Source organism: Exiguobacterium artemiae 255-15 (assembly GCF_000019905.1).
Taxonomy (GTDB): Bacteria; Bacillota; Bacilli; order Exiguobacteriales; family Exiguobacteriaceae; genus Exiguobacterium_A; species Exiguobacterium_A artemiae.
This window is the reverse complement of record NC_010556.1, coordinates 767,668-789,969: the sequence shown is the minus strand read 5'-3', so window position 1 is coordinate 789,969 and position 22,302 is coordinate 767,668. Positions and strand designations below refer to the sequence as shown.

General features: G+C 46.2%; 17 protein-coding genes. 6 read left to right on the top strand and 11 right to left on the bottom strand.

Translation table 11 applies throughout. The features are described 5' to 3' along the window. Positions 1 to 111: 111 nt before the first annotated feature. Genes EXIG_RS04030 through EXIG_RS04015 form a run of 4 tightly spaced genes read left to right on the top strand, consistent with a single transcriptional unit; the run spans position 112 to position 4,098 of the window. Positions 112 to 870, top strand: a complete 759-nt coding sequence (locus EXIG_RS04030) for a carotenoid biosynthesis protein (protein WP_012369646.1) — start codon at positions 112 to 114, stop codon at positions 868 to 870. Next, positions 839 to 1,537, top strand: a complete 699-nt coding sequence (locus EXIG_RS04025) for a lysophospholipid acyltransferase family protein (RefSeq protein ID WP_012369645.1) — start codon at positions 839 to 841, stop codon at positions 1,535 to 1,537. Before EXIG_RS04030 ends, EXIG_RS04025 begins: the two co-directional genes overlap by 32 nt. Continuing rightward, entirely contained in the window at positions 1,534 to 2,610 is a 1,077-nt protein-coding gene (locus tag EXIG_RS04020) for a glycosyltransferase family 2 protein (RefSeq protein ID WP_012369644.1), read from the top strand. Before EXIG_RS04025 ends, EXIG_RS04020 begins: the two co-directional genes overlap by 4 nt. 15 nt (positions 2,611 to 2,625) lie before the next feature. Further along, positions 2,626 to 4,098, top strand: coding sequence for a phytoene desaturase family protein (locus tag EXIG_RS04015; protein ID WP_012369643.1), 1,473 nt, complete (start codon positions 2,626 to 2,628; stop codon positions 4,096 to 4,098). Positions 4,099 to 4,531: 433 nt separating this feature from the next. Here the strand turns inward: EXIG_RS04015 and EXIG_RS04010 are convergent, their stop codons facing one another. From EXIG_RS04010 to addB, 9 genes are all read right to left on the bottom strand, one after another. Beyond that, positions 4,532 to 5,359, bottom strand: a complete 828-nt coding sequence (locus tag EXIG_RS04010) for a phytoene/squalene synthase family protein (RefSeq protein WP_012369642.1) — start codon at positions 5,357 to 5,359, stop codon at positions 4,532 to 4,534. Beyond that, positions 5,325 to 6,797: a phytoene desaturase family protein gene (locus EXIG_RS04005; protein WP_012369641.1), complete on the bottom strand. Its 1,473-nt coding sequence runs from the start codon at positions 6,795 to 6,797 to the stop codon at positions 5,325 to 5,327. The genes EXIG_RS04010 and EXIG_RS04005 overlap by 35 nt, the downstream gene beginning before the upstream one ends. After that, positions 6,794 to 8,284: a phytoene desaturase family protein gene (locus EXIG_RS04000; protein WP_012369640.1), complete on the bottom strand. Its 1,491-nt coding sequence runs from the start codon at positions 8,282 to 8,284 to the stop codon at positions 6,794 to 6,796. Before EXIG_RS04000 ends, EXIG_RS04005 begins: the two co-directional genes overlap by 4 nt. A gap of 105 nt (positions 8,285 to 8,389) precedes the next feature. Continuing rightward, on the bottom strand, positions 8,390 to 9,388 hold the full coding sequence (locus tag EXIG_RS03995) for a class I SAM-dependent methyltransferase (RefSeq protein ID WP_012369639.1): 999 nt from the start codon (positions 9,386 to 9,388) through the stop codon (positions 8,390 to 8,392). A 151-nt stretch (positions 9,389 to 9,539) separates the two neighbouring features. Beyond that, positions 9,540 to 9,920: a DUF1516 family protein gene (locus EXIG_RS03990; RefSeq protein WP_012369638.1), complete on the bottom strand. Its 381-nt coding sequence runs from the start codon at positions 9,918 to 9,920 to the stop codon at positions 9,540 to 9,542. 62 nt (positions 9,921 to 9,982) lie between these two features. Continuing rightward, positions 9,983 to 12,547, bottom strand: coding sequence for an ATP-binding protein (locus EXIG_RS03985; protein WP_012369637.1), 2,565 nt, complete (start codon positions 12,545 to 12,547; stop codon positions 9,983 to 9,985). Continuing rightward, complete coding sequence (locus EXIG_RS03980) at positions 12,528 to 12,905, bottom strand: response regulator (protein ID WP_012369636.1); 378 nt, start codon at positions 12,903 to 12,905, stop codon at positions 12,528 to 12,530. Before EXIG_RS03980 ends, EXIG_RS03985 begins: the two co-directional genes overlap by 20 nt. 147 nt (positions 12,906 to 13,052) lie before the next feature. Next, positions 13,053 to 16,604: a helicase-exonuclease AddAB subunit AddA gene (gene addA, locus EXIG_RS03975; protein WP_012369635.1), complete on the bottom strand. Its 3,552-nt coding sequence runs from the start codon at positions 16,602 to 16,604 to the stop codon at positions 13,053 to 13,055. Beyond that, positions 16,601 to 20,023, bottom strand: coding sequence for a helicase-exonuclease AddAB subunit AddB (gene addB / locus EXIG_RS03970; protein ID WP_234944571.1), 3,423 nt, complete (start codon positions 20,021 to 20,023; stop codon positions 16,601 to 16,603). The genes addA and addB overlap by 4 nt, the downstream gene beginning before the upstream one ends. A gap of 337 nt (positions 20,024 to 20,360) precedes the next feature. Between addB and EXIG_RS03965 the strand changes: the two genes are divergently transcribed. Continuing rightward, positions 20,361 to 20,741 carry a truncated hemoglobin gene (locus tag EXIG_RS03965; protein WP_012369633.1) on the top strand — a complete coding sequence of 127 codons (381 nt, stop codon included), beginning with the start codon at positions 20,361 to 20,363 and terminating at the stop codon, positions 20,739 to 20,741. A gap of 59 nt (positions 20,742 to 20,800) precedes the next feature. Further along, positions 20,801 to 21,142 carry a hypothetical protein gene (locus tag EXIG_RS03960; RefSeq protein ID WP_012369632.1) on the top strand — a complete coding sequence of 114 codons (342 nt, stop codon included), beginning with the start codon at positions 20,801 to 20,803 and terminating at the stop codon, positions 21,140 to 21,142. A gap of 100 nt (positions 21,143 to 21,242) precedes the next feature. Here EXIG_RS03960 and EXIG_RS03955 read toward each other — a convergent pair whose 3' ends face one another. Both EXIG_RS03955 and EXIG_RS03950 read right to left on the bottom strand, forming a co-directional pair. Continuing rightward, the gene (locus EXIG_RS03955) at positions 21,243 to 21,653 is read right to left on the bottom strand and encodes a CBS domain-containing protein (RefSeq protein WP_012369631.1); all 411 of its coding nucleotides are present in this window, start codon (positions 21,651 to 21,653) and stop codon (positions 21,243 to 21,245) included. Positions 21,654 to 21,756: 103 nt separating this feature from the next. Then, positions 21,757 to 22,242, bottom strand: coding sequence for a competence protein ComK (locus tag EXIG_RS03950; protein ID WP_012369630.1), 486 nt, complete (start codon positions 22,240 to 22,242; stop codon positions 21,757 to 21,759). Positions 22,243 to 22,302 lie beyond the last annotated feature (60 nt).

The following is a 22,302-nucleotide window of genomic DNA, read 5'->3' as shown; positions in this document are numbered from 1 at the left end:
GCAAATAAGTGGTGAGTAGTTCACTACCGTGAATTCCACCTCCATTCTGGCTCGACGCCCTTTGCTACAGGTATACTAATATCAGAATAGAAAGAGATGGAGGACGTACTCATGATGGATCGATTTCAAAAAAAACTCTGGTTATTTTTTACGGTCTGGTTTTTTATCGGACTGATTTTAGTCGGTTTTTCCTTACTTCCGCCTTGGCTGGAATGGGCAAACGCTGTTTTTTTATTTGCATCGGGTTTATATGCTGCGCTTTACCTGTGGGATGTCGTACCGAAAGGACGTTTTATCATTCCTGTCATTTTCTTCGGGTCCATCATCATCGAATCAATCGGCGTCCATACCGGCTGGCCGTTCGGTACATATGCCTATGAGGCTGATTTTGGCGTCCAGCTGTTTGGTGTACCAATCACGATTGGTGCTGCCTGGTTGTCTGTCATGGGAGCCAGCCTTGCCTTCTCACGACGATTTCCGATTCGTTTCAATACCGTCATCTTAGTCCCGTTATTTGCAATTTGGCTGGATATGGCCATCGACCCGGTGGCTGCCAACGTCAAATCCTATTGGCTCTGGCAGGACGGCGGTTTCTATTATGACATTCCGACACAAAACTTTTTTGGTTGGTATGGAACTGCACTCTTTTTCTCGCTCCTGATCGCCCGGTTTGAACAACAGTCTACCATCACAGCTCTTGAACGGAACAACCAGTATCTTTTTCTGATGCTTCATGCGCTGTTCGGTCTGACAGCAGGTGTCGCAGGACTTTACGGTGTCACATTAATCAGTCTCCTCGCTGGTATCACCTATTGGCTCACAAAAGGAGGCGTGCGTTTTGCAAAAAGCAAACAAAAGCAAATGGGCTGAACACACTTTTCATTTATACGTAAAAGAACGCTTAATCCGAAAACAGTTTCACCGTGTCCTGTACCGGGCAGATGATTTACCGACACCCGGCTTGATGCTCGCGACACACGGATCATGGTGGGATGGAATGATTTTATTTCATTTGGATCAAACAGTCCTGCGTCACGACCCTTACGTCATGATTGATCAGCAAGGACTGGAACGGTTTCCTTTTTTCACACGTCTTGGAGGATTCTCGATTGATCGGAGTTCATTTGGAGAAATCAAGCAAAGTCTCCAGTATGCAAAAGAGCGGTTGGCGGACGGAAGCAGTGTCTGGATGTTTCCTCAAGGGGAGGAACGGCATCAAGAAGAGCGTCCGCTCCAGCTCAGCAGCGGGGCGACACATCTTGCCAAAACAGCCCGGTCGATTTCCCTGTTTTCGTTTTATTATTCGTTTGGTCACGAACAACAGCCGGACGTCTACATACGGACCCGGACCATTACACTGCCTGCTACGCGTGCTTCGGAACAGTTGCGTTATCTAACGGATGCGATGACCCGGCTGTACGATGATGTCCGGACTGATGCCGTTGAAGAACGCGTTGAATCGTACTGTATATTGACCACAAGAAAGGAGCCGCTTCCGGTGAAGACGGAACAATGGCTACGGGCAATTCGCACATGACTGTCATACTGTTTGTTTTTGCTGCTCTCGTTTGTCTCTACACGTTCATTAATCTGTCTTTTTTACCTAAACTAAGTGAACCTCTAGTTCCTTCGAGTCTTGCAATCTGTATTCCGCTTCGGAACGAAGAACGGAATGTCGAGAAACTGATTCATTCCCTCCGACAAGCGCTTCATCCGAATATGCACGTCTATTTATACGAAGACCGCTCGACTGACCGGACCCGCGAGCTATTAGTCCGGCTGGTCGGCAAAGAAAATCAGTTCACAATCATTGACGGTCTTGACCTACCACCCGGATGGGCCGGGAAAGTCCACGCCTGTCATCAATTGGCACAGGCGACCCATGAAGAATACCTATTGTTCTTAGACGCTGACATCACACTGGCAGCAGACACGGTTCCCCGGCTCTACGCAACGCTTCAAAAAGAACAGGCGGTCTTCTTATCAGGCTTTCCGTCGTTCCCTGTTCCGACTTTTCTCGGAAAGTGTCTCATTCCGATGCAACATGTCTTGATCGCCCAACACCTTCCGATTGCTTTTCGGAAGGTCAAGCATCCCGCCTTTGCAGCAGCAAACGGGATGGTCGTCCTTGTTGAACGGCATGCTTATGAACAAGTCGGCGGACATCAGGCGATTCAAATGGCGCTCGTCGACGATTTGGAACTCTGCCGGACGTTCAAACAAAACGCCTTTACAACAACGCTCGTCGACGTGGCTCCTTATGTCAGCTGTGACATGTATGCGACCAACCGTGACGTCTGGCAAGGTTTCCTGAAAAACGTCTTTCGTGGTATGAATGATTCCTATATCGCCGGCAGCTATTTCCTGCTGTTTTACTTGATCCAAGCGGCCGCTTTACCGCTTGTCTTCTTCTTCCCGTCCATTTGGACGCTCGGAGCCTTTCTTTTGATGATGATTGCCCGTTACCGCATCGATCGGAAGGCCATGATTTCTCGTGCTTGGTTTTGGCATCCTGTTGCGTCCATTCTTTATGTCGTATTACTCGCGACAGCGATGATTCGAAGACTGAAGAAAAGGGAAATCAGTTGGAAGGGTCGGACATATTCTTAAGGAGGTTTCATTGTTATGAAACATATCGCAGTCATCGGAGCGGGACTCGGCGGTTTGAGTGCCGCCATCTCACTTGCTTCAAAAGGATTTAAAGTCACCGTCATTGAACGTAATGAACACATTGGTGGAAAGATGATGCCTATCACATCAGAGGGACACCGTTTTGATTTCGGTCCCAATACGATCACAATGCCTGAAATCTTTCAATCCGTCATTTTGGAATCGGGAGCAGATCCTGATGACTATTTTACTTTTGAAAAATTGACGCGTCATACGGTCAATCATTTTCCGGACGGTCGTTCATTGACATTTGCCAGCGGCCGTGAAGCGATGCGGACTGAAGTTGACCGTTTCACGAAGGGACAACTTGCCAAAAATGATATTACGGGTTATCAAGATGAAGTCCGGGAACTGTACAATATCGCCAAACAACAATTTTTCATCAATATCGACTCTTATTTTAATTTTTCTTTATTGCGTGACATGACGAAGGTCCATCCCTTTAAGACACTTCATGGGCTACACAAAAAATATTTTAAAGATCCCCAGCTGATCCAAGCACTCGATCGGTATGCGACTTACATTGGAAGCAGTCCGTTTCAAGCGCCGGCAACATTCGGTTTAATTGCCCATCTCGAGCTGAATGATGGTGTTTATTTCACACGCGGCGGAAATACCGCCATTGCCGAAGGATTTGCCCGTCGCGCCCGTGAACTCGGTGTGACGTTTCGGTTAGGTGACGAAGTGACACAGATTGAAGTGACCAATCAGTTGGCAACGGAAATCGAACTCAATCATGTCGATTACCTGTCTGTTGATTTCATCGTGTTAAATGGTGACCTGCTCACCCAATATCCGCGGTTGATTTCAGAAACGGTCCGGCCTGACTTCAAAAATCCGACTCCTGCGCAAATGGAGCCGTCGATTTCTGCTTATGTCCGGTGCATCGGACTCGGACGCCGTATTGCCGGACTTGCCCATCATAACGTCTTTTTCTCTTCCGACTATGAAGCCGAATTCGAAGCGTTATTTAATCAACATCGCTATGCAGAAGAGCCGACCATCTACATCTCGAATTCCTCGGTCACGGCACCGGAAATGGGAGAAGCCGGTGACAACCTGTTTGTCCTTGTCAATGCTCCGGCTACCCACAAAGGATCTGCCGTTGATTTTGACACGTACGATAAAATCATCGATCAACGCCTTCAACAGTTCGGAATCGATATTACGTCTGACGTTTTATTCGAACAACGGATCACACCACAGGATATTGAACAGAAATTTTCAGCGTATCATGGTTCGCTGTATGGTCTTTCTTCGAATGGTACACGGGGAGCTTTCATGCGTCCAAGTAACCGTTCAAAGAATGTTCACAATTTGTTTTTTGCCGGCGGATCGACGCATCCCGGTGGCGGTAGTCCAATGGTGACGCTTTCAGGAAAACTGGCAAGCGAACGAATCGTGTCTGCAGTCGCTGCCACCCTGTGAACGTTATGTGAATTGCATATCAATTACTTGTACGGACAACTTAGATTTGATACGATTACTTCGAGTTCAAGAGGTAGTGATTGACCCCACATCCTCAATCAAGCGCATGGTGACTTCCCCGAGTCAAACGCGTTTAGGAACTTAACATATCTGTTTCGTCTGAATCATTTGTTCAAGACCCACTTGTTCAATCGATACACCACTGTAAACGGTTCGGCATGACTTACGACGTTCCCCCTTAGATCGTCTCATCCCGATTCGTTTACGGACAGCTCAATCATCATCAGATCCATCCCCGTGGATCGCGACCTGTCTTGTTGGAACTCTGTATCTGATTTTGTACAAACAGATTTTAGTTTAGACTCCCCGGTCTAAACTCCATAAAAAAAAGACCTTGGTCCCCGCCGAGGTCTTTTTTTTATGGAGTTTTTCGTCAAATCGTAGCGAGCAACTTCATCTTTTGCCATCGGCTGACATAAGCACGTTTCGTGAACACATCGTATTGATTGTCACGTGCTGCGTCGAGGATTCCCCGGTACAGTAAAGCCGCCACTTTCAGTGCACGACGGCTTTCTTTCGGATAGCGGTCAAACGAAGGCGTTGCTGCATCGTATAAATGCTCGGCTCTTAATGCCAATGCTTCCCACAATCCGGCAAAGTCGCCGGAAGGAGTTCCCGCCAACAACGATTCCGTTGTCACACCATACTGGTCCATCCAATCTTTCGGTAAATAGATACGTCCCCGCTTTGCATCTTCTCCGACATCCCGAAGAATGTTGGTTAATTGCATCGCGATTCCGAGTTGAATGGCGGACTCCCGTAAATCATTTTGTTTCGGTGCAAGAATCGGCAACAGCATCAAGCCAACCGTACTCGCGACATAATAACTATATTTCTCCGTCTCTTCCAGCGAGTGGTACCGATTTTTTTCGATGTCCCACCGCATACCTTCTGCCAGTTCTAAAAACGGCGTCTCATCCATCTCATACCGTTTAAAGACATCTGCGAGTGCAATCCATAAGGGTTTATTGATCGAGTTACCCGACCGGAATAAACGAAACTCTTCCAGGAATTCCGCTAAGCTTTCTTTTGGTGTCGCTGATTCATCCACCGTATCATCGAGATGACGACAAAACGTATAGATGGCGTAGACTGCCATCCGATCTTGCTTCGGCAGTAAAGAGAAGGCTTTATAAAAGGTTTTTGATCCACCTTGAATCGTTTGTTCACATACTAGATATGCGTTCGTCACTGTATCCATTTTTCCACCTCATCTCTTGTTCCATTCGATTGACAAGTAATGTCGCTCCCATCATAACGATCGGAACGCCTCCACACGGATGGACAGATGCGCCTACTGCATACAACCGTTCAATATCAGCATAAGGTTTAGCTTGTGTTTTTAAAGCAGCCGATTGGCGAATCGTCGGTGCGATGCCAAAACTTCCGCCTTCATACAATCCAAAATCTTGAGCATCTTGAGGTGTACGTATTTTCATTTCGGTAACTTGACTTTGGAATCCAGGAAGATGTTGCTCAATTTTGTCTAAAATCTGATCAATAAATCCGTGCGCTTCATAGTTAGCCTGATCAAATCCACGTGGTGACGGAACCAACGCATAGACGACACTAGTACCGGATGCCGTCAATGCGTCATCAATCTTACTCGGATTAAATAAATAGACGGCAGGATTTTCCGGCAACTCATTTTTCTTGAAGATGGACGTCATCAACGGTTTTAAATCACTTGGCATTAAAAAACGATGGACAGGTAAATCAACTTTTCCGTCAATCTTAAAGTACAGCAGTAATGTTCCGCCGGACGGCACATACTTTTTCGGTTGCTTGCCTTCAACCAAATATTCCATCAATGGAAACTCTCCGTTCAGGACAACCGTATCATATACGTACTCCTGTCCTGCAGCGACAAGTCCCTTCGTCTGACCTTGCTGGATCAAGACGCGGTCGACCGGTTGATTGAACTTAAACGTAACGCCCCGCTCAACTAACGCTTCATACATCCGCTCGGCTAAAGAGAAGTATCCGCCTTTAACGTACCAGACACCCTCTTCCTGTTCCCGGTAAGGAATCAATCCATAGATGGAAGGCGTCGTGTAAGGGTTACCCCCGATGTAAAAGGTCGGAAAACTGTAAGCCATTCGCAGGTGTTTACTTTTAAAGAAACGTTTTAAGTGATCATGTGCCGTTTCCATCGCATGCATCTTCACTAAGGGCGCTAACATATCCGGGTGCAACAAATCCCGTTTACGTGAATATGTCCGCTCTAAAAATTTCGATACGCTGACGTCATAATCCTTTGCTTTTTGTTGCATAAATTCTTGGAACCCGCGACCTTCTCCGAATTGACGTTCAATCGCAATCGTTTGATCAACTACATCCGCCTGTTTTGTCACAATCGTTCCGTCGTCGAAATGAAGGTCGTATAAAGGATCAATCCGTTCCAACTCAACACCTTCAAGCCCCGCTTCTCTTAATTGTTCCTGCAGTTTTCCGGGCATCAAGACAATCGTCGGCCCCTGATCAATTCTTCCGCCTGTCTCGAAATCAACGGAGGCGAGTCGACCGCCTGCACGTGACTCTTTTTCAAAAATCGTGATTTCGACTTCCGGATATCGTTTCGTTAGTAATAAAGCGGCGTGGAGTGTTCCGACACCTGCTCCGACAAATCCAATTTTCATTTTCCGACACCCACTTCACTTGTCAATAAGTCCGCCGTGATCCGAGCTGATTCAAAGATGGTCGGAAGGCCGCTTCCAGGATGCGTTCCGCCTCCAACCAGATAGACATGCTCCAATTCTTCAAACCGGTTATGCGGTCTAAAATACATCATTTGTGTTAACTGATGTCCCAAATTAAAAGTTGCTCCCTGGTGTACTCCCATCGCTTCCCAATCATCCGGTGTGAACATCTCTTCCACTTCAATCGCTGCTTCGACACCTGTATAAGGCGAACGATGTTCCAAGGCATCGAGGACACGACGGCGTAATTTCGGTCCTTCAATCGCCCAGTCGAGTTCAGAGTAATTATTCGGAACCGGTACTAACACGTACAACGATGATTTCCCTTCAGGTGCCAATGTACTGTCGATGATTGATGGATTTTGGACATAAAATGAAAAATCATCGGATAATTCCAATGTCTGGGTCATCTCACGGACATTTTTTTCATAATCATCGGCAAAATAAATCGTATGGTGCGGAGCATCAAATGATTTATTGACACCTAAGTACAGCATAAAGGTCGAACAAGAAAACTTCTTCCGGTCAATTTTCGGACGCGACCATTTTTTCAGGACACCTTCGGGAACAAGATGATTCATCGCATGGGCAAAATCTGCTCCGACGACAACATCATCGTATAAAACATGTTCACCAGACTCGAGAATGACGCCGGTCGCAGTTGTTCCATCTAAAATCAATTGACTGATTCCTGTATTGAGATGGACCGTCCCCCCGAGCTCTTCCACTGCCCGTTTCATCGCTTCCGGAATTTGATTCATTCCGCCGATCGGATGATGGACACCATATGCATGTTCCATATAGGACAGGATAGAAAAACCGCCCGGACATTCCCATGCTGACATCCCTAAATACTTCGCTTGGAAAGTAAAAGCGTACTTTAATTCTTCACTCGTAAAATAATCGGACAGGACATCGTATAACGAACGCCCGAGAGATAGACGCGGGAGCGCCGTGATGACGCGTGGAGACAGATAGTCCGTTAATTTATCGTGTTTCGTCTGCAAAATCGGCATCAGTTTTGCCAGCTTCAAGGCTTGTTCTGCCATGAAACGATCATATCCTTCCCCGTTTCCTGGGAAATGTTGCTCAATCGTCTGTTTCATCCGATCACGATCCGTTGTCATCGTAAAATGATCTTTCCCGCCGTTGAAATACAGTGTGTACATGGGATCAAGTGCTTTTAAGTCCAAATAATCCTTCATATCCAAATCGATACTTGTAAATAAGTTTTCTAGGATATGCGGCATATTTAAAAAGGTAGGACCCCGGTCAAACTGGTAATCCCCGACCTGCACGCGAGAAGTTCGCCCCCCGACAATCGGTTGTTTTTCATATACGGTGACATCTATTCCTCTGCCTGCAAGCAACATCGCACAAGCGAGCCCTCCAGGTCCTGCTCCAATAACGGCTACACGCTGCTTCACACGAATCTCTCCCTTTTTCTCTACTCGTTTTAACTATTATACTAATCACATACTACTCCCCACAAATTTGAACTGCCCTAAAACTGTAAAAACGCCAAGCTTCCCTTAGGAAGTGGCGTTTGCAGTCACAATATACCAGGCTCCTTCTTTTAAAAATGGTGAAATCGACACATTTTTAAAACCTGCAGCATGAAGTTGTTCTGTTAGTTCTTCTTTACCCGGCAACGGATAAAGATTTTCATGTAACGTCATGAACGCATTGAATGCGGCAGAGAATGGCGCACCGTGTTCACTGCCACGTAATGGCGTGACTAAAATGACCGTCCCGTCATCCTTAACGAAACGCCGGACCCCCTCGAGAAGACGAAGACGTTCTTCCTTCGGGAAATAATACAAGATGTTATTCATCATGACGCCGTCATATGTTTCTTTGACATCAAAAGTTTTAATGTCACCGACAGTAAAGTCGATTTCACCGGTCGTATCCCGCCGTTTCGCTTCCGCGATGACCGATTCCTCAATATCAATTCCTGCCAGTCGCAGTTCAGGCAAAGCTTCGTGAATTTTACGTAAGTAACCGCCGTAAGCACAGCCGATGTCTAGCAATGATGTCACGTTTTGACTGCGGATGATATGACGGACGGCAGGAAACGCAACGGTCTCCACTAATGCGGATGTTTCTGCCACAATATCGCCGTGTTCTTCCCCATCGAACTTTTTCTGCTGGCCATGTTCCAAAAATTGTGGATAAGAGAACAACGCAGGCAGATGCAGTTCCATCAATTCGGATAACATAAAACCGATACTTCTTTCATCTGTTTTAGATAATTCCGGCAATACGTGACGGGTCGCTGTATATCGTAAGTCTTTCTTTTTCAGATGTCCTACCGCCAATCCGACTTCAAACCAACGGGATAAGGCTTCTGTCGTCAATGGTTGCTTGAGACGAACCTGAGCCTCAGCTTGCGTCGCCCCTGATCCTAATACATCAAAGAGACCGTATTTATACCCGATGTAACCATGCCATAAAGGTAAAACAGGTTCAGCTCGTTTCATCCACTTTCTTGCCCGGAAAACTTTCGTCCATTCTTTCAACTGTGCCACAAGCGTTCCCCTCTCGACTGCGTAATATATCCCTTTTCCCAAATAACAACAGTTTGTAAACACAAAAAAACACACGTTCCTCTTTATGACGAGTAACGTGTGTGTAATCCGACCAAACGGATTGTCTGATTGATGATTGACCTGGGTCGGATTAAAAAAATTGCATACCGTACGGTAACGAATATCCAAGGAAAATCGTTACGAGGACGAGTACCGCAAATCCAAGCAGGAAACCGGAATAGGATTTCCCTTTTTTAAGACGAACAAGTGTCAGTTCTCCAAAAATCAGGACAAGCAGACCGGCTGTGATTTTCGCATGGTACAAGCCATCCGGATTAGCAGACTGTCCCATGATCGTGATGTAGAGATAAAGACCCGTCCCAAACGTCAAGAGCAATAAGAGACGGAATGCCATGTGAACGCCTTTCGCAGCACTTTTTCCGTTCTTATACATCGAGAACGCAACAAAAAATGTAACAAGCAGTAAAATCCATAATAAAACGTGTGTGTGTACAAATGCAGTAATCGGCATTTGATTTCCCCCTTTGTTCATTCTTCATTCATCGTATCTGATTTTTCACTTCAGACATAGTATTATTTTTCCGACACATCAAGTCCGTCAGGAACCACCATGTATTCCTGGACACTCTGCGGCAGCTTGACAGTAAACGTGCTTCCCTGCTTTTCGACCGACTCGACTGTAATCTCTCCATCATGTCCTTCGACGATTTCTTTACAGATAGCAAGACCAAGACCGGTTCCGCCAATTTTCCGGCTGTCCGAATTATCGACCCGGTAAAATTTATCGAATAGCTTCGCCAAGGCAGACTTCGGAATCCCGATTCCTTCATCCCGTACTGCAAACTGGACATGATGATGGTCCGCTTCCAACACGACTTCGATGTTACCCCCGAACGGAGAGTACTTGACGGCATTGTTCAACAGATTATTCATCAGTTGCTTCATTTTTTCCTCATCCGCTTCAATCAGAGGACAAGCATCGGTCAGGGAACGGAACGTGATCGTATGATTCGTTGTCGATGCCGCGTAGAATTGCGTCGTTTCTTCTAAAAGCGGTTGTAGATTCAGTAGTCCTTTTTGATAGGATTGAATTCTCGCTTCCATCCGTTGGACATCCAAAAAATCATTGACCAGATTCGATAAACGTTCCGTTTCCGAGTGAATGGTTTTTAAATACTTATCTTGTTTCGAAAGATCCATCTTCCGATTCAACATCAGTTCCGTAAAACCGTAGATCGAGGATAACGGTGTCCGCAGTTCATGCGAAACGGTCGAAACCAATTCCGATTTCAGACGGTCCATCTCGGTTTCCTTCGTCACATCACGCAAGACAAGCATCGTCCCTTTCCGGATCCCTTCCACTTCAATCGTTTCCACATAAAATTGAATGAATACGACTTGCTGATGGATCGAAAATTGCAGACTGTCCTTCGGAACTTCCCCTCGTAAAATACCTTCCATGTACCGGGCAAAGATTTCAGGTTCATCGACAACCGCACGAATCGTATTAAGGCATCCTTGCAGCGTTTCGTTTTTGGCCGCGCCATATTGAAGCTCCGGAAATAGATCGTACAGCGGACGATTGACGAACACTTCGTCTTTTCCCGGTTCAATATAGATGACCGCTTCGCGGATTGAATCCAAAATGCGTTCGGTTTTTGTTTTTTCACGGTTCATCTCATCAAATAATCGCATTCGCAACAAGGAAAGAGACAACTGGCGTGAAAACGACATGATATCGCGCATCTGTTCATTCGTAAACTGATCCCGGTAACGGACAAGATAAATGAATGCAATGGCTTCTTCCGATGCCGGATCAAAAATCGGAACTGCCGTCTCATACATATAGTACGGATACGGCAACGGATGATCGCTCGCGACTTGCTTCGAGGAATGAACGGCTTTTTTTAATGACTCCGCACGTTTCAACAAAGACAGATCACTTCCGAGCAATCGTTCTGACAGTTCTTCCGTCATCCCGTGCGTTACGATCGAATACGCAGATCCTTCATCGACAAACACAAGGGCTCCGATTTCGGAATCCGTAATGGCAATCAGCTTTTCAATAATTTCCGGATATGCTGTCAAGGCTTCCCGAGCTGCCAACGTTTCCGTCAAATCATTGCGATATTGCAGATGTTGTTCATTCCGCATCGTTAACTCAAGCGCTTCCTCAAGTTCCTGTTGTTGCGCCTGCAGTTCTTCCTGCTGTGCCTGCAATTCTTCCTGTTGCGCCTGCAGTTCTTCATTTTTAGCCAAGAGATGCTGTTTATTATCTGAGATGGAACTTGCCATTTGATTAAATGACAAAGCTAGAATTCCGATTTCATCTTTCCGTCCGGATACTTTGACATGTTTGATATCTTCGCCGCCGGCTAGACGCTGGCTGTTTTTAACGAGTGACAACAGTTCTGCCGTAATTTTCCGGATGAACGGATAGACGAAGAAAATCAAGACCCCGACTAATACGATGATGTTCGACAGCCAAATTAGTTGGGTCGTCTGAATTTCCTGTTCCAACTGACGGCTCGTTTTTTCCGACCAGTCTTCGAGGAAGTCGCGATACCCGCCAAGCGCCAACTCGCTTTTGTTGATTTCCGATAACACATCAATGTTTCCGGAAGCGTCTAATTTGATTTGTCCATTTGCCAGCAATTCTTTACCGAGCGGCAACGATGTTAATGTCTTCCCTTCCAAAAAGGATTCCGTGACTGTTCCGGATGACTTCGCTTCCACATACGATTGAATCAACGGCAAAATCGCTTCGAAGTAATAAGCATAGAGTTCACGTGAAGAACGCGAATAATCTTTTCCTTGCTGATAAATCGCATTTTCTTCAAACCAACGTGTCTGCTCATCGATCGTTTTGCGTTGGTTGATCATCTTCTGGTAAATATCCTGATCACCAATCAGCGCATAACCCCGCATGTTGAACTGCAAATCCTGCCATTCTTCCCATAGTGCACCCGCACGGGCGCTGCGCTCTCTGATGTCTTCCAGTTTCAATCGGGTTTCCTGCAATTTTGTATCCGTATAAGTATAGACAACCAGCGAAGAAATCATAAGTGTCGTTAACACGATATAAAAGGAAGCCATTAACTGGCGTCCGATTTTTCGATTAATCCACTGGATGATCACTCAATATTCCTCCTACGACATCAATCAATTCGAGTGGACTGAATGGTTTCGAGAAGAAATAATTGGCTCCGATTTCTTCCGCCCGTTCCCGGTCAGATTGTTGACTTTTTGCTGTCAACATCATGATTTTTAAATTTTGTTTATCTGGATGACGTCGTACTTTTTCGATGACTTCGATTCCGGTCATTCCAGGCATCATATAATCCAGTAAGACAAGATCGTAATGCTGACTCATGATTTTCTGATACGCTTCATCACCATCTGTCGCTTCGTCAATCGTATACCCTTCGTCTTCTAACGTATCGAGCACCAGCATACGTAATACATCTTCATCTTCCGCTAATAAAATCCGTGCCATCTATAAAACCTCCTATGGTATCCGGTTATTCTTTTACATACCTTTTCATTTTACACAGTTCTTTCATATTTAGAAATGAAAATCGTCTGACGAATCGGTTCTGCTCACTGAATATGTGACAGAATCGATTCTTCAGACGTAAGATCATCAGTAAATTTCAATCACTTCATGAAGAGCAAACGCATAAATCAGTTTCCGGCTGATCCGGATGTGCAGGATGGCTTCCAGTGCCTCTTGATATAAATTTAACTGGGTCGCATAACGTGTCCGCAACACTTCAGCTTGATTTTGATTGTCGGTCGTTTCAAAGACCTGGTCCGATTTATAATCCAGCAGAATATATGTGTCTCCGTCTCGAATCAGGCAGTCGACAATCCCTTGCATGACGGCTTGGTCACTCGGACCGTGCCAATCGGACCGGAATCGGGCTGAATCGATCTTATAGGTAAAGGGGAGTTCCCGGTACACTTCCCCTGCCAGAAGACGTTGCTCAAATAACTGTCCGGTATCAGAGGCAAGGAACGTCGTTAGTTCAGGAATAGCTTCCCGCATTGTCTGTGCCTCGAGACTCGAAATACGTTCCGCCTGTTCCCAGTCGAGAATCTGTTCCTCAAACGAACGACCGGATTCGTAAAGCTGCATCGCTAAATGCAGAACCGTTCCACGTTCGGCACCGGTCAAGGTCGGACCTAAAAATTGCGGAGTCCGGTAATAGGTCGACTGACGATGTGTCGACTCAAAGGCAGCCCGTTCTAACTGTTCTGTCCGTTTCAACTCTGTCACGGTTTGTTTCGCTGCGGTATCTGTTGCGACTTGATACGGATATTGATATGCAAAAGCCGCTTCAATTTGAATATTCAGCGTCTCGTCACCGGCATGATCAATTTTTTCAAGAACACGGACATGTTCCAGTTGTTCGACCATCTTCGTCAGTTCTTGATACGGGGCAATCTCATCGAGCGCGATGATCCGAAATGACCAGCGCGGCCCATCTTCGCTCAATAAGAAATTGCGCAGGACGGCTGGTACTACCCAGTCCGCATATGTCTTGGCATTCCGCCGATCCATTTCCGGCAACAACAGTTCATCGAGCGGCTGATCCTGCCATTTGATCAACTGATCTTCCAGACCTTTAATCGCTCCGACAAGAATCAGCTTTTCCTTCGCCCGTGTCATTGCGACGTAGAGAACACGCATCTCTTCCGCCTTCATTTCCCGGTCCATTTCCCGGCGGATGACTTCTTTGAGAAGCGTACCGGAACGCAGGCGTTTAACAGGATCAATGGCATCGAGGGCGATACCATACGTCTTATGCAGCTGGATCGCCTGAATTTGATCCTGTTTATTAAACTGCTTGCCTAATTGGCTGACAATCGTTACCGGGAATTCCAGTCCTTTCGATTGGTGGATCGTCATGATCCGGACGACATCTTCGTCCTCGCCTAACGAACGGGCTTCCGAAAAATCTTCCCCGCGTTCGACTAAACGATGAATCAGACGCAAGAAACGGTATAATCCCCGATAACCGGACGCTTCGTACTGATGGGCGCGTTCATACAAAGCATTTAAATTCGCCTGTCGGCTCCGTCCGCCGTTCAGACAACCGACGTATTCGAAGTAGCCAGTCTGATCAAACAAGGAACGGATCAGACTTGCGAGCGACTTTCCGCGTGCTTCCGTCCGCCAGTGGTGCAGTTGATTAAGCGCTTCATCGACACGCAAACCGAGCGGTGTCTGTTCTTTCGCCACAAGTATAGCGGCTTCGTAAAACGACCCGTCTTTTGATTTAGCACGAATTCGACCTAGATCCCGATCCGTCAAACCGAAAATCGGTGACCGCAAGACACTCGCGAACGGGATGTCTTGCAACGGATTATCGATTGTCTTGAGCAGCGACATCATGATTTGAATCTCAGTTGCTTGGAAATAGCCGCCCGTTGTATCCGCATAAACCGGCAGTTCGTATTGTTCAAAAACGTCGACGAGTGCCTGAACCCGTTTTCCCCTCGATCGGACGAGGATGACGATATCACGGTATTCGCACTTCCGGAATCGTTTTTGTTTCGCATCAAAGACGAGATACGGATTCTCATCGTTTACCATCTCGATGATCCGTGTCGCTATGACTTGCGCTTCGAGTTCCTCTTTGTTTGTATCGGTCTGATCGACTAACAGTAGTTCGGGATCAACTTGAGTCGAATCAACATACCCAAGATTCCCTAACCGCAAGTAAGCCGCTTCATCATAATCAATTTCTCCGACGGCTTCGTCCATGACTTGACGGAAAATATGATTGGTTCCATCCAAGACTTCCAAACGGCTCCGGAAATTTTTCGTCAAATCAATGCGTGTCCCGACTTCGGTTTGTTGGAATCGTTTAAACTTATTCAAAAATAATCCTGGTTCGGCATGACGGAATTTATAAATCGATTGTTTGACGTCGCCAACCATAAACAGATTCCCGGTGGCTTCATCTGATTTGGAGACAAGTCGCAGGATTCGTTCCTGTACTTCGTTTGTATCCTGATACTCATCGACTAACACTTCGATGAAACGTTCTTGAAGAAGACGGGCGACATCCGTCGGCTCGCCGTTTTCTTCCAAGATGGCTAATGCAAAATGTTCAAGATCGGAAAAATCTACGATTCCCCGCTGTTGCTTCGCTTCGAGATAAGCTGCCGAGAAACTGCGGACAAGCGTAACAATCATCTCGACATGTCCCAATTGCGAACGTAAATCTTCCAGATAATCGACCCCGTCTTTCTCAACAAACAGATCCCGCATTTTTTTGAGGTCACTGACAAGACGCGTCCGCTCTGTCTGGAATTTTTTCATTTCCTCGTCTCCACGGATTCCTTTCCAACGGCCGAACTCGACAGCTTGAAAAGCCAGGGCAACGGTGGTCCAACGATCCTGTTCCGGATTAATCCGCCGGACCGGGGTGACATCCTGCACTAACAGATCTGCCATCTCGTCGTATCCGGACTGCCGCAGGCGATACGATAATTCCATATACCGATTAATGACCGGGCCGACCCGTTCCCATTCCAGTTCAAATAATCGTGTCAACAGACTGGATTCATCCGGGTCAATCGGTTGATCGTATTGAGCAATCAAATGGTCATAAAATGCTTCCGGATCCGGAAGTGATCGAGAAAAACGGTATAAATTCGAAATAAGTGTCAACATCGCCTGATCGTCCCGATCCGACGTATAGCTATCGATCAGTTCATAAAATGCCGGATCTGCCGAAGCATAGAAGCTCTCAAACACTTCCTCCAACACGTCATCCTGCAACAACAACAACTCTGCTTCCTCGGCAATCCGAAACGCCGGATCAAGACCAATCCTGTAATAGTTTTCACGTAAAATCGATAAACAAAAAGAATGAATGGTCGTAATTTGAGCACGATTCATCATTTGCCGTTGTTTCTTTAAATAAAGATCATCCGGGGCCACTTTGATTTTCGCTTCGATGGCTTCGATGACACGCGTCTTCATCTCTTTTGCTGCCGCGTTCGTAAACGTCGCGACCAGAATTCGGTCCGCTGTCAATGGATCCTCCTGATTGATGACACGTTGCGTCAACCGTTCTACTAATACTGCTGTTTTTCCGGAACCGGCGGCGGCGGATACTAAAATATGCCCGCCTCTCGCATCGATTGCCCGTTGCTGTTCATCCGTCCACTGCACACTCATTCCGTCTCCTCCTTCAACCGTTCCAAGACTTCTTTTTCCGACAACGGATTTAATTGCCGGTAGTCGTTTCCGAGAGATTGATCAAACTGGCAGACGGAACGATACTCGCAGAATGTACAAGGCGTCCGCTCCTGGTAATCAAACGGATCAATCGCAATGTCTCCTGCATACATTGATTGACTGCTCGTCTTCAACTCATCCCAGGCATGATCCATTAATGCCGTCAATTCTTCCTCTTTGACGACACCTTTCGTATGTGACTTATGAAGACCGGTTTTGGTGAATGTTACTTTGACGAGCGGCGATTTTTTACGTTCATCGTACGCAATCTGATCCATCGCCCGTAATACTTCATCATTTTCAACGATAACCCCTTGCATTTGGTACGACTCGAGCAATAATTGGTTCCGTTCGATTTCGTCCGCCGACAAATCTCCGCGCATCATCGGATTTTTGACGTGGAAGTACAAGGCCCCAGCCGGTTTAGCCTGCTGATTAAATAGCACTTCCGACTGTTCAACGACCGTTTTTAGATATAACAACATTTGAATTGCCAACCCATAATAGATTTCGGCAAAATCCAGCTCTTTGGCGCTCGATTTATAATCGACGATCCGGACGTATAATTGATCGCCGATCGTCGCCTGATCCACGCGGTCAATCCGGCCTGTAAATTCAATTTCGGTGCCGTCCGGTAAGGTAAATCGAAGCGGCGGGAACATGGCGTTCCCAAAACTGATTTCAAACAAATCAGGTTCGAACTCGGAACGTTCCGCCTGTTTAACAAGCATTTTGGCTGTCTGCTCGACGACATCCGTTAATTTTTTCTTGATGTAACCAAAACGGTTCGAACTCATCAAAATCGCATTTTGAATTTCCGGCGTCACTTTCTCGACAGCTTCTTTCGCGAGATTGCTGCACGATTGGTCATCCAGTTCACGCCAACGTTTCCCCGAGGCTTTGATGTTCATCGATAAATCATTGAGGGCTCCGTGGAACAGGTTGCCGATGTCCGGTGCTTCGAATTTATATAATTTCCGTTCTTTTAACCGTAGTCCATACCGGGCAAAATGTTTATAGGAACAGGCATTGTAGGTCTCAAAGCGGGAGACGCTGGCTTTGATCGTGTCACCGTACAGATTGCGTGCCAGATCCTCTGGCAACGGTTCTGCCTGGTTTTGATAAAACAAGGCATTGGAGAACAGGGCCATCCGTTCGCGGCCCCGTCCGTTCTCAAGCAACCGATTATACACATCAAACCAGGACGGTTGAATCGGATAACGACGTTGCAGCCGTCTCAACTCGATTGCCGCTGCCGCTGCCGCCCGTTCCGGACTCGTCACGAACTGAAGCTGATCATCCGGCGCATGATCCCCTGCTTCTGCAAAGTATGTTTTTACCGGACGATCCTGCAGCAGTTGATGTTTGATCTGCTTAACGATTGATGCCGGCTGAAGCGCCTTTCCGTCCTCATCCACAAGTGCATAACTGATATGCAAAGATTCACTTGGTGCCGTCACCCCTTGATAGAGGTAATACAATTCGTCGTCAAATACATCCAAGGATGCTTTGCCTACCGGAATGCCCTGATCATGCAGGAAGTCATGATCGCCTTCTGACAATAGTTTAGACTGGTCTTCCACAAGTGGAATCAATCCGTCATTGGCACCGAGTAAAAAGACCACTTTGACCTGTTGTAAACGTCCCCGGACGTAATCCGTTGCAATCACTTGATCGAGCGAAGGGGGAACTAGTGAGAAGCGGAGACTTTCAAGCCCGGTCTCGACCATTTGGACAAACAGTTCCGTTGTCAACGTAGCTTCAGGTGCCGCAGCTTCCAGCTGTTCAAAGAGAAGCAGTACCGCTTCATACACTTGATCATGTTCACGTGCCTGACTGAGTTCGTTGACTTCAAGCGCTTGTTGCTTCCACACCGTCAACCGGTCGGTCATATGATGTTCTTCCAGGAAACGGTACAAAGCGCGTGTATATTCACTCATGGTCTTAGAGGCCTTGAATCGCTTTTCAAGCGGTTCGATCGCCTCGACCAGAAATTGACGCCATTCGTTCAGCTCGAGTTCCTCTTGTAATTCAGCATCCGTCAAACTGATTTCATCGGCTAAACGGCGCTTCAGTTGCCATGGTTTTTTCCACATCGAACCCTTGATTCCGCGCTCCAGCACAAATGTTTCCAGGCGATCAAGTGCTAACCGCGGATCTTCTGCCGGAAGTGGAATCAGTTCTGTTTTCAGCAGACGAAAAACAGATTCTTCCCGGTAACCCGTCATCACGATTTCGAGGACGGCATGGACTAATTCGACGATCGGGTGATGCACCATCGATTCCCGTTGATCCAAAAAGTACGGAATATCATACAGTTGAAAAGCGCGTTCCAAGTGATCGGCGTATGGCTCCAGGTGACGGACAAGAAAAGCGATATCCTTGAAACGATATCCGTCATGACGCACGAGTTGAATGGCTTTTCTGACGGCGGCTTCCGTCTCGACTTGACGATTGACGGCAGCAGAAACCGTCACTCCCGTCACCTCTTCATCCGTTGGCGGGTAGCCGGGCGACAGAAGTGCTTGTTCGAGCATCCGCAAGCCTGTGCTCTGAAATTTAACGGTCTGTCCATAATAAATGTCTTCATGCGCAATCTGCCGCTCTTTCATCTGTTCAATCAACTGCATGTAACAGCGTTGTGAAACTCCAAACTCAGACTGTTTCGTATAAACGTCTTCGACATCGAGTGTAAAACTCAGGTGCATATCTTTCGTCAATTCCATCAATCGGAGCAAAACTTGCTGTTCCTGTAACGAAAATTCATAAAAACCGTCCACGAATACAGAAACGTCGCTTAAATCAGCTTTTGGTAACAGCTCGATCAAGGTCGTAAAATAATCGTCAGCATGAAGGGCCTTATCTGAGATTCGTTCAGTAAAACGTTCATAAATTAGGGCTAAATCATTTAATTTCGGTGAGCGTTCCGGTGACGCTCCACTGATTTGACGTAGCATATCCGGATTTACTAAAGAACGTTTAAACGAGGCAATCAATTCGTCTAATCCTTTGTAAAAGCCGGGCATATTTTTCGTCCGTTTAAAGATTTTCAACTCTTCTTCCGCCTCTTCAACAACTTGGCGTAATAGTAGTTGTGTCCCCGTTTCATCTAAAAACGGAATCACCTGGTTTCCGTAATCCCGGATCATGTGGAAGGCAAACCGGCGTAAACTCATGACTTCCATCCGGACAAGACCGGACAGCCGGGGATCCGTCGCAATACGCCGTTCCATCTCAAAGGACATCTGATCCGGTACGATGAAATAAATCGATGGACCAAGCGGTTGTTCGGTCAGTTGATCGATGACCCGTTCAATTAATTGTGTTGTCTTACCGGTACCGGCACGACCTAAATGCATGTAATTCATTCTGCCAAATCAGCCTACACCCATGGTTGTAAACTGATCTCCACCTCCTTTAATTAGTATTGAGGCGTTTTATTCTGTTTTTCTCTCCCCATGTCAAATGAGTGTTGAAAGTAGCAGAAAAGACCCCGCGTGCAAGACGTAGCATATGTATGATTATCTCACAAATACGAACAAACGTCCGTTTTAAATTGAGATTACATTTTTTCTTTCTGTGCTCGTTTTATTCAGTTTGAATCATTTGTCAATTGCTTTGTATGGAGTTGCAAAAATCGGGTAAAGATTGAGATAATGGTTGTCTTCATCAGACTGAACAGAAAGAGGGACAGACATGCTTTATGAAGACCTTGGTCAAAAACAAGCAATCGAACAGCTCGTCGCACGCTTTTACGAGCGTGTGTATGCAGATCATCTTCTCCGTCCTTTATTCCCATCCGACCGCCGGCAGGTTGAACAGGCGCAAACCCGGTTTTTAATTCAACTTACAGGTGGTCCGAAACAATATGAATCATATGATGAACGAATGAATCTTGCCATGATTCATCGTCTATTGCCTATCACGGAAGTACATGCCATCCGGTGGATTGAACTGATGACGATGACCATCGAAGAGACCATTTCTGATTCAGAGGCCGCGACGCGTTTAATCGAACGTTTACGAATCGGTGCACTCAATGTTCTCCGGATTTGTGATGCTCATCAGAATCGATAAGGGATTTTTCTTTCTCATCGGTACATTTCAAGGTAAAATAAAAATTGGAGGCGATAACCATGACTGAAGAACAAGATAAAAAGAGTGAATTAGTAAAAAGCGCACTCGAACAGGCTGAAGCAGCCAAAGCGACAGAAGAGCCTGTCGAAGAAGAAAAGTCAGACGAACAAAAACGATTAGAACACATCCGGGCACTCGTGACGCTCGAACGCGGCTCTGATTATTACCGGGTTGTCTTCTACGACGATCATAAACATTTGATTTTCAAAGAACTGGATTATGACCGGGTTGAATTTGTCGGCCGATTCTACAATGACAGTTTTGATCCGACAAACCAAACAGAACTGGAAGAAATCTCTGAGAAGGCGCTTGCGACATCGATTCGCAAACGTTTCTTGTAAGAGCTGTCGTCTTCCTCATATAAAAGCCGTGTCATCCTCATGTATTCATGGGGAGAGCACGGCTTTTGCTGTAGGCAGACAATACGTCGTTTGCTTCAGGTTATAGTTGTTCTTTTGTATTTCGTTTTTTACGGCGCATGACGTAAGCAAGCACTCCGCCGGCAACGGCCAGTCCTGTTGCTGCTAAGACAGGTAAAAGAACTTTTTTCGACGTTAATTTTTGTTTTACTTGTTCCAAGCGGGATTCCGTCACTTCTTTTTGGACAACCGATGCACGACGATTGATTGTCATGTGTTTTGCAGCATCTGTTACGACGATTCGTTTCGTCACCCAGCGTCGATTTCCTGACTCGTCGACGACAAGCTGACGGGCACGTTTAATGCCTTTGATCCGTTTCCCCGGTGTATTTTCCGGTCGGACGATACGTGAACTGATGAAACGACGTCCGCCGTTCACACCAAATCCGGGTTGTAATTTTCGTCGGTTTAACCATTCGTATGATTCATTCATTGTGCAGCGGTCTTTCGACCGCTTCACCTCCCTTTAATTCTCTCTCTCGCATCTTACTGTTTATTCGCTGTGTTACGTAGTGATTCCTGTTAGAATGTTCCACTTATCGCGCTTTATTAAACGTCATCGGCCGTTCTTCCTGAAATCTCCGTTGCATTTCATACGCCAGTTCCAACGTCTTGATCCGTTGTCGTTCGATACTATAGGCCGAGGCATCCGTATCAATCCGTTGTCCTGTTTGAAACTCCACTTGAACAGTATTCCCCTTTTTTTGAACAGTCTTCATCTGTTTAAAATTGATCCAAATACATTCCGCCTTCTCTTTTGCGGTCGTCGGGAAGAAAATCGTTTGCGCTTTCCAATCGATCAAAACCGGTGTCTTTCGATTCGGTCCCAGGATATGTCGAGCCGCTTCGATTCTTCCGCGCATAGATGAACCAAAATATAAACAGGATTCTTCAATCAGCTTAATTGGATGGCCTTCTAACACGACTTCCGACTGTTCTTGAATAAGTAAGGTTTGCGGTTCCCCGTACGGACCATATTTCGGTACGAGAGCCAATGTTTCTTCTGTAATTTTATGTCGCATCCTGATTTCTCCTTTCTTGTATTAGTATCGTTATATCAAATTCCAAATGACTTCGTATGA